Raw genomic sequence first — 7,108 nt, 5'->3', positions numbered from 1 at the left:
TTGCAGCTTGCAGCTTGCAGCTTGCAGCTTGCAGCTTGCAGCTGCTTTCCTTGATCCCGGCCGGCCCAGCCCGCGCTTTGGGCCTGTTATCATGGCCGACAGTTCATCGTTCTGGAATCGTCCATGTCTCGCGAAATTCGCATCGCCACCCGCAAGAGTGCCCTGGCCCTGTGGCAGGCCGAATACGTCAAGGCGCGCCTGGAAGCGTCGCACCCCGGGCTCGAGGTCAGCCTGGTGCCGATGGTCAGCCGCGGCGACAAGCTGCTCGATGCGCCGCTGGCGAAGATCGGTGGCAAGGGCCTGTTCGTCAAGGAGCTGGAAACCGCGCTGCTGGAGAACGAGGCGGACATCGCCGTGCATTCGATGAAGGACGTGCCGATGGAGTTTCCCGCGGGGCTCGGTCTGTACTGCATCTGCGAACGCGAGGACCCGCGCGACGCCTTCGTCTCCAACCGCTACGACAGCCTCGATGCGCTGCCGCCCGGCAGTGTGGTCGGCACCTCCAGCCTGCGTCGCCAGGCGCAACTGCTGGCGCGCCGGCCTGACCTGAAGATCCAGTTCCTGCGCGGTAACGTCAACACCCGCCTGGCCAAGCTCGATGCCGGCGAATACGACGCCATTATCCTCGCCGCCGCCGGCCTGATCCGTCTCGGCTTCGGCGAGCGCATCCGCTCCAGCATCGGCGTCGACGAGAGCCTGCCGGCCGGCGGCCAGGGCGCCGTGGGCATCGAATGCCGCACCGGCGACAGCGAGCTGCATCAACTGCTGGCCTGCCTGAACGACCCGGCGACCGCCACCCGTGTCACTGCCGAACGTGCGTTGAACAAGCGTCTGAACGGCGGCTGCCAGGTGCCGATCGCCTGCTACGCGGTGCTCGAGGGCGAACAACTGTGGCTGCGCGGCCTGGTTGGCCAGCCGGACGGCACCCTGCTGCTGCGCGCCGAAGGCCGTGCGCCGGCCGCAGAGGCCGAGGCACTGGGCGTGCGGGTCGCCGAAGACCTGCTGGCCCAGGGCGCCGAGCGCATTCTCCAGGCCGTCTACGGCGAGGCCGGGCACGCGTGAGCGACTGGCGCCTGCTGCTGACCCGGCCGGCCGAGGAATGCGCCGCACTGGCGGCGACCCTTGCCGACGCCGGCATCCACAGTGCGAGCCTGCCGCTGCTGGCGATCGAGCCGCTGGCGGAAACCGCCGAGCAACGCGCGACGATCCTCGAACTGGATCGCTACTGCGCCGTGGTCGTGGTCAGCAAGCCCGCCGCCCGGCTGGGGCTCGAACTGCTCGATCGCTACTGGCCGCAACCGCCGTTCGGCCAGGCCTGGTTCAGCGTCGGCGCCGCCACCGGCGCGATCCTCGAAGGCTACGGTCTGGATGTCAATTGGCCGGAGCGCGGTGATGACAGCGAGGCGCTGCTGGCGCTGCCCCGCTTGGACGAAGCCCTGGCCAGGCCCGATCCGAAAGTTCTGATCCTGCGCGGCGAGGGCGGCCGCGAATTGCTCGCCGAGACGCTGCGTGGCCGCGGCGTGCAGGTGGACATTCTCGAACTCTATCGGCGCAGCCTGCCGAGCTACCCGCCGGGAACCCTGGTTGCCACGTTGCAGGCGGAACGGCTCAACGGCCTGGTGGTCAGCAGTGGGCAGGGTTTGCAGTCGTTGCGTGAGCTGGCGGCCGATACCTGGCCCGAAGTGCTTGAGCTACCCTTGTTCGTACCCAGTCCGCGGGTAGCCGAGATGGCTCGACAGTTGGGCGCCAAACGAATCGTGGATTGCCGTGGCGCCGCAGCCGCGGCCTTGCTGGCGGCCTTGCAGGAAACCTCCCTGGCCGCTTCCTGATGCAAAGGATGGAAACGTGAGCGAAGCAGACTCCAAGAAAGAACCGCTGCAACCCCCCGCCAGTGAGCCGACCCCCTCCGTCGAGCCAGTCCAGCCCCAACCATCCAGGCCCGCCTCCGGCAGCGGCGGCAAGGCGCTAGCGTCGCTGGCGCTGCTGGTCGGCCTTGGCGGCGTCGCCCTGGGCGGCTATGGCCTCTGGCAACTGCAGCAACTCGGCGCCCAGGACGATCGCCAGCGCCAGGCGCTGCAGAGCGCCAGCGAGCAGACCCGCCAGTTGGCAGAGCGTGATCAGCAACTGGCTGCACGCCTCGGCCGGCTGGAGCAACTGCCGTCGGCCGCCGAGCTGGAGGAACGGCGGCGTCTGCTCGCCGCGCTGCAGAGCGACCAGCAGCGCCTCTCCGGTCGCGTCGAACAGGTGCTCGGTGCCAGTCGCGAGCAGTGGCGCCTGGCCGAGGCCGAGCACCTGCTGCGTATGGCCATGCTGCAGTTGTCGGCAATGCAGGACGTCAAGAGCGCCGAGATGCTGGTGCACGAGGCCGATCTGATCCTGCAGAAACAGGACGACCCGGGCGCCTATGCCACCCGGCAGAAGCTGCTCGAAGGGCTGGAAGCGCTGCGCAGCCTGCCGGAGCTCGATCGTACCGGGCTGTTCCTGCAGCTCGGTGCCCTGCGCGGGCAGAGCAGCCAGCTCAGCGCCCTGGCCCCGGAATTCGTCAATGGCGAGGCGCTGCCCGAGGTCGCGGGGCAGAGCCGCTGGCAGCGCTGGCTGGACGAGCTGACCCGCTACGTGCGGGTCGACTTCGATGCCAGTGCCGACGTCAAGCCGCTGCTGGCCGGCCAGACGCTGGGCCAGGTGCGCCTGGCCCTGTCGCTGGCCATCGAGCAGGCGCAATGGGCCGTGCTCAACGGCAACGCCGAGGTGTACCGGCAGTCCCTGCAGCAGGCCAGTGCGCTGCTCGAGGATCACTTCAGCGAAGAGAACGGTCAGGCGCGCGGCCTGCGCGAGCGCATCGAGGCGCTCGCGCGGCGCGAGGTGCAGGTGACGCTGCCGGATCTGGCACCCGCGCTCAAGGCGCTGCAGGCCTATGTGCAGAAGCAGGAGACACCTGAAAGCGCCGTGCCGGCCGAGCCCGCGGCCGACGAGCAGGAGGCGCAGCGCACATGAAACGCCTGGCCCTGGTAATCATTCTGCTGCTCGCCATCGCGGGTTTTCTCGGCTGGGCGATCAGCCAGAGCGCCGGCTACGTGCTGATCACCTACGACCGCTTCCGTTACGAATCGAGCTTCTGGGTCTTCCTCGCGCTGATCGCCTGCCTCTGGCTGCTGGCGGTGGCGCTGCGCTGGCTGCTGGGGCTGCTGCAGGTCTCCGGCGCGCTGGTCAACCCCTGGTCGCGCCGGCACCGCGCCCGGCGGGTCGAGAACGCCTCGCGCCGCGGCCTGCGGGAACTGGCGGAGGGGCAGTGGAGCCACGCCCTCGCTCATCTGCGCCTGGCGGCGGACAACGATCGCCAGCCACTGGTGCACTACCTGGGCGCGGCCCGCGCAGCCAACGAGCTGGGCGAGCACGAGCAGAGCGACGAGTTGCTGCGCAAGGCGCAGGAGCGCGAGCCCGAGGCGGCGCTGGCGATCGGCCTGACCCAGGCGCAGCTGCAGATCGCGCGCGGCCAGTACGCCGAGGCGCGTGCTTCGCTCAGCGCGCTGCAGAACGAGCATCCGCGTCATCCCTATGTGCTCGCGCTGCTGCAGCAGCTGTACGTGCAGCTCGAGGACTGGCCGGCGCTGTGCCGGCTGCTGCCGGAGCTGCGCAAGCACCGGGTGCTGCCGCCGGCACGCCTGAACGAACTGGAAGTGCTCGCCTGGACCGCCGCGATCGAGCAGGCCGGGCAGGCATCGGAGCTTGCCGGTGAAGAGGCCGTGCAGGCGCTCAACCAGCGCTGGCAGATGGTGCCGAGCGCTCTGCGCGGCGAGGCGCTGGTCGTGCGCGCCTATGCGGACGGGCTGAGTCGCCTGGGTGCCGAAGCCAAGGCCGAAGAAGTGCTGTTCACGGCGATCAAGCGGCAGTTCGACGATCGCCTGGTGGAGCGCTACGGCCGCGTCCGTGGTCGCGAGCCGGCCCGCCAACTGGCGCATGCCGAGGCCTGGTTGAAGGAACATCCGGAAAATGCCGTGCTGTTGCTGGCGCTGGGGCGTCTGAGCCTGCGCAACGAGCTGTGGGGCAAGGCGCGCGACTACCTGGAGGCGAGCCTGCGCTTCGATCATCGGCCGGAAACCTGCGCCGAGCTGGCGCGCCTGCTGGCCCAACTGGGCGATGCCGAACGCAGCAGCCGGCTGTTCCTGGAGGGGCTCGGCCTGATCGGTCAGGGGTAAGAGCAGCTTCAAGCTGCAAGCCTCAAGCTTCAAGTTGGTAGGGTGGGCTTCAGCCCTCCGGCAGGATTAGACCTTGGTGGACTTCAGCGGAACTAGGCAGGCCTTTGGCGCCAGCCGCCTCGCCGATTCGCTTGCCGTTGCAGGCCGGGTCATGCTTCACCAACACCGGCGAGCGGGGCCATGGTGGATGTAAAAGGCGACATCCACCCTACGCTGGCTTGCAGCTTGCAGCTTGCAGCTTGCAGCTTGCAGCTTGCAGCTTGCAGCTCTAACGTAGCGGACTTTTCCAGCTAGCGGAGCCACCATGCGCCTGGCCAGTCCACGTTCGTTATTTGTTCTCGCCTTCCTCGGCAGCGCGCTGCTGATCGCCGTCGCGCTCTATCTGGAGCATGTCGTGGGCCTGGCGCCCTGTCCGCTGTGCATCGTGCAGCGCATCTGCACCATCGGCTTCGGCCTGGTCTGCCTGCTGGCCGCCATTCATGGCCCGGCGCGCATCGGTCGGCGTGTCTACGCGGTGCTTGCGCTGCTGTTCGTGGGCGTCGGCGGCGCCACGGCGACTCGCCAGATCTGGCTGCAGAGCGTTCCGGCCGACCAGTTGCCGAGCTGCCTGCCGAGCCTGGAATACATGATGGAAGCGCTGCCGTTCCAGGAGATCGCCCGGCTGGTGCTGCATGGCACCGCCGAATGCGCGGAAGTGAGCTGGACCCTGCTGGGCCTGAGCATTCCGGAGTGGAGCCTGCTGGCCTTCATCGCCATGGCGATCCTTTGCATCTGGCAACTGCTGCGTCGCGATTGAGCGAATCTTTCCCCTGCGGCGAACTCCCGTTGCGTTTGCGGAGTCTTTTCCAAAGTGCGCGGCGTCTGTCGGGGCCTGCGTCGGCGGGGCGGAAATTTCGTCGGCATTGCTTGATGCTTCGAGCGCCGCAGCATAGTCTGCTCGTGCGGTGACGGAATCTTGCCATTCGCCGCCGCCACTCACCCAAGGCCGATACCGAAAGACAAAAAAACGTCTCGGAATGGCGTAAAAAAGCATCATCGATTAGGGAAGTGAGGTCATCATGCTCGAAAGCTGTCGGAACGCCCAGGAACGCTGGGGTGGTGTGCATCTGCTGATCGACCGCTGGCTGCACGAACGTCACGCGCTGATCAACGCATTCGATGGCCTGCATGTGGAGCGCGATGGCGCCGCACGTCAGGCATTGCAGAAATTCTGCGAACTGCTGGTCGACTACGTCTCGGCCGGTCATTTCGAGATCTACGAGCAGTTGCTCGCCGAAGCTGAAGCCTTTGGTGACGCGCGAGGCATCGAGCTGGCCAAGCAGATCTATCCGCGTATCGAAACCATCACTCAGGTTGCACTGACCTTCAACGACCGTTGCGAGAAAGGTGACTGCCTGGGCAGCCCGGGCCTGGAAGATGAGCTCAAGCAGCTCGGCCAGCTGTTGCACGAGCGTTTCGAGCTTGAAGATTGCCTGATCGAAGTGCTGCACACCGCGCACAAGCAGACCGCCGCTACGGCCTGAGAACCCGCAGGGTTGCCGGATCGCTTGTCAGGCTCATCCGGAGCGCAAGGCCTCCAGCTTGGCTGGCGGTCGCCTGGCCGGCCGTCTAGTATGGGGACATCGAACCCGCCAGGAGGCACCTTCATGCCCGCGAAGAAGAAGTCGGTCACCACTCCGCTGCATCTGTTGCAACACCTTTCGCACAGCCTCATCGAACATCTGGACAAGGCTTGCACACAGGCCCAGAAAGACGCCGAGGACTCCCTCGCCAAGCTGCAAAAGCAGCGCGGCAAGGTGCAGGACAAGCTGCTCAAGGCCCGCGCCAAACTGGACGACGCCGGCAGCGCGGGCAAGGCCAAGGCGCAGACCAGAGCGCGTGCCCGGATCGACGAGCTCGAGGAGTCACTGGCGCTGTTGCAGGCGCGTCAGAGCGAGACCCTGACCTACATCACCGAACTCAAGCGCGACGCGGAACAAAGCCTGGCGCTGGCCCAGGGCATCCGCGAGGTCGCCGATGCCGCCGATCAGGCCTTGCAGGCTCGCAAGCAGCCCGCCGCCAGCAAAGCGCCCGCGACCCGCAGTGCAACGTCCAGGCCGGCCGCGGCCGCGACGGGCGCGAGCAAGCCGGCGCCCACACGTGCACGTGCAGCCAAAGCTTCCACCGCTACCGCTCAAGCGCCGGCAGTCGAGGCGCCGCCTCGCGCCAAGCCGGCCCGCAGCCGGGCAAAGCCGGCCGCTTCCGCTCAGCCCGCCAGTGCCACCCAGCCCGTGGCCAAGCCGGCCGCCAGGAAGCCCGCCGCCAAACCGGCGGCAGCGAAGAAACCCGCTGCGCGCAAGCCTGCCGCCAAGCCGGCGTCAACCGCCGCTCAGGCGCCGAGCAGCCCCAACTGAGTCTGGCGAGCCGCGTGGCGCAGGGTTTCCAGCGCCGCGCGGCAATCCTCTGCGGGTTCCAGTTGCGCCAGCCATTCGGGGGGCTCTGAGCCCGGCTGCCAGTCCCGGCTCGTTTCCTGGAGCTTCAACAGCAGCGCCCGTTCCGCCTCCAGTTCCAGCGCCTTGAGCGTCTCCCGCAGATCATGCAGTGCTGCATCCTTGCCGGCCGGCGTGCGCCAGTCCTGGCGCAGTTGGCGCAGTGGGCGCACCACCTGTTCCTGCCAGGGGCGGGCCAGTTCCTCGAGTCGTTGCCGCCGCGGCGGTGTGCAGGCGATTCCGCGCGCCTCCAGCCAGGCCGCGCAAAGCAGCAGGCAGACATCCGCGCCATGGGCCTGCAGTGCGAGGCAGGCGGATTCGACGCCGGGGCGGGCATAGCAGGCGAGGGCGAAGGCCCAGAGGTCGGTGTTCGGCATTGCGGTGCGCCTTTTTTTCGTTGGTACCGGCTGGCTTTCCGGGCGAACTGATAAACTCCGCGGCCAT

Annotated in this window: 8 protein-coding genes; 7 read left to right on the top strand and 1 reads right to left on the bottom strand. The window is 67.8% G+C overall.

All coding sequences use genetic code 11. The features are described 5' to 3' along the window. Positions 1-123 precede the first annotated feature (123 nt). The 7 genes from hemC to IN820_RS08875 all read left to right on the top strand — a co-directional run bounded on the left by hemC (position 124) and on the right by IN820_RS08875 (position 6,589). On the top strand, positions 124-1,062 hold the full coding sequence (gene hemC, locus IN820_RS08905; RefSeq protein WP_193680634.1) for a hydroxymethylbilane synthase: 939 nt from the start codon (positions 124-126) through the stop codon (positions 1,060-1,062). After that, positions 1,059-1,829: a uroporphyrinogen-III synthase gene (locus IN820_RS08900; protein WP_193680633.1), complete on the top strand. Its 771-nt coding sequence runs from the start codon at positions 1,059-1,061 to the stop codon at positions 1,827-1,829. The genes hemC and IN820_RS08900 overlap by 4 nt, the downstream gene beginning before the upstream one ends. A gap of 16 nt (positions 1,830-1,845) precedes the next feature. After that, positions 1,846-2,994 carry a uroporphyrinogen-III C-methyltransferase gene (locus tag IN820_RS08895; protein WP_193680632.1) on the top strand — a complete coding sequence of 383 codons (1,149 nt, stop codon included), beginning with the start codon at positions 1,846-1,848 and terminating at the stop codon, positions 2,992-2,994. Continuing rightward, positions 2,991-4,196 (top strand): heme biosynthesis HemY N-terminal domain-containing protein, encoded by a 1,206-nt coding sequence (locus IN820_RS08890; RefSeq protein WP_193680631.1) that lies wholly within the window; start codon positions 2,991-2,993, stop codon positions 4,194-4,196. Before IN820_RS08895 ends, IN820_RS08890 begins: the two co-directional genes overlap by 4 nt. 304 nt (positions 4,197-4,500) lie before the next feature. Then, positions 4,501-4,992: a disulfide bond formation protein B gene (locus IN820_RS08885; protein ID WP_193680630.1), complete on the top strand. Its 492-nt coding sequence runs from the start codon at positions 4,501-4,503 to the stop codon at positions 4,990-4,992. Between the two features lie 262 nt (positions 4,993-5,254). After that, entirely contained in the window at positions 5,255-5,719 is a 465-nt protein-coding gene (gene rsd, locus IN820_RS08880; RefSeq protein WP_193680629.1) for a sigma D regulator, read from the top strand. A gap of 123 nt (positions 5,720-5,842) precedes the next feature. Then, positions 5,843-6,589, top strand: a complete 747-nt coding sequence (locus IN820_RS08875; protein WP_193680628.1) for an AlgP family protein — start codon at positions 5,843-5,845, stop codon at positions 6,587-6,589. Here IN820_RS08875 and IN820_RS08870 read toward each other — a convergent pair. Then, positions 6,565-7,041, bottom strand: a complete 477-nt coding sequence (locus IN820_RS08870) for a TIGR02444 family protein (protein ID WP_193680627.1) — start codon at positions 7,039-7,041, stop codon at positions 6,565-6,567. The genes IN820_RS08875 and IN820_RS08870 overlap by 25 nt on opposite strands. Between the last annotated feature and the right edge of the window lie 67 nt (positions 7,042-7,108).

This window comes from Pseudomonas lopnurensis, from assembly GCF_015070855.1.
Lineage (GTDB): Bacteria > Pseudomonadota > Gammaproteobacteria > Pseudomonadales > Pseudomonadaceae > Stutzerimonas > Stutzerimonas lopnurensis.
Note: the sequence above shows the minus strand (reverse complement) of the source record. Positions and strands in the feature narration are given on the sequence as shown.